1 protein-coding gene is annotated in these 1,508 nt (G+C 42.2%); it reads left to right on the plus strand.

The window, feature by feature from the left end; all coding sequences use genetic code 11:
* Nucleotides 1-1,290 (plus strand): hypothetical protein (locus tag OGM63_RS08340; protein WP_263745050.1); only part of this gene is annotated, 1,290 nt, incomplete at its 5' end.
* Between the last annotated feature and the right edge of the window lie 218 nt (nt 1,291-1,508).

Consider the following 1,508-nt stretch of genomic DNA (forward strand, 5'->3'; position numbering starts at 1 on the left):
CGATCGCTTTCAATCAAACCGATCCTAGTGGGTGCTGTTTTGTCAGGAATTGCCTTGTTAGGCAGCAGTGCTTACTTGTTGACTCGTCCTTGTGTAATGTCCGAGTGCAAAGAGATACAAGCAGCGACGGAGTTACAAAAATCATCTCAGCAATTAACCCCCAACGCTAGATCCCAGGAGGAATTGGCAAAGCTGCACGTACAATTTGAAACAGCCACCACCAACTTAAAAAACATTCCGGGTTGGTCTTTGCGACACCAACAAGCACAGCAACTTTCCCTTCATTTATCACGGCAGTCAGAAAAAATTAAGTTGGTTCTCAACGCTTTGCAGTCAGCATCTTTAGCAGAGCTAAAAACTCAAACTAAGGTAAATAATATACAACAATTACATAATAAACAACAACTCTGGCGACAAGCGATCGCACCATTGGAAGGTATAAATCGTGAAAACGAACTTTATGCACTGGTGCAGCGCAAATTATCCTTGTATCGTCTGAGATTGCAAGCTGTAAATCAGCAGTTACTTAATGAAGAAAAATGGTCTAAAAAATTGGCAGCCGCAAAATCTGTAGCCAAAGTAGCTACACAGTGGGAAACTAAAGTTAAATCTCTAAAAGACTTGCAAAAAGTGCAGTCTACTTGGCAAATAGTAGTTAATGCCTTGGTTATTATTCCCCAGACTAGCCCAGAATACGAACAAGCACAAAATCTCCTCGCTGATTATAGAGCGAAACTAGCAACCGCACGCGATCGCACAACTTTTGAACAATTAGCTGCCAAATCTTATCAACAAGCCATTAACACTGCCAACCAAGCTAAAGCATATGAGCAACAAAACCAATGGCAAGCAGCACGGGCAAACTGGTATCTGGCTTTGAACAACATCAAACAGATTCGGGCTGACAGCTTTTATTACTCACAAGCGCAACTTTTGATCGAACCTTATACAAATGCCTTCAATCGAGCAGAACAACAAGCCCAAATTGCGCTGAATTTTGGACAAATCCGGACTGACTTGGTGAAAACTTGTTCTAGTCAAATTCAGATTTGCACCTTCACCATAAACAACAAAGGAATTACCGTCAAAATCACCGCTGACTATCAACAAGCAGTGCAAAATAGTTTAGCTAATGCCAATCCTCAAGACCCAAGTTCTTTTGCTGGTATCAACAATCATTTGCAAGTATTGCAAGAAGCATTAAGTGCCATTAGTGAAAACGCTAACCTACCTTTAATCGTTTATGATGCCCAAGGTCAAGTAGTGCATACGCGATCGCACCAAGGTTAGGGGTTAGGAGTTAGGGGTTAGGAGTTTGGAGTTAGGGGTTAGGAGTTAGGAGTTTGGGGTTAGGAGTTAGGGGTTAGGAGTTTGGAGTTAGGGGTTAGGAGTTAGGGGTTAGGAGTTAGGAGTTAGGGGTTAGGAGTTAGGAGTTAGGAGTTAGGAGTTAGGAGTTAGGAGTTAGGAGTTAGGAGTTAGGAGTTACTAATTGCTTTGTCCCCCTTGTC

The organism is Plectonema radiosum NIES-515, assembly GCF_025753815.1.
Taxonomy (GTDB): Bacteria; Cyanobacteriota; Cyanobacteriia; order Cyanobacteriales; family Nostocaceae; genus Hassallia; species Hassallia radiosum_A.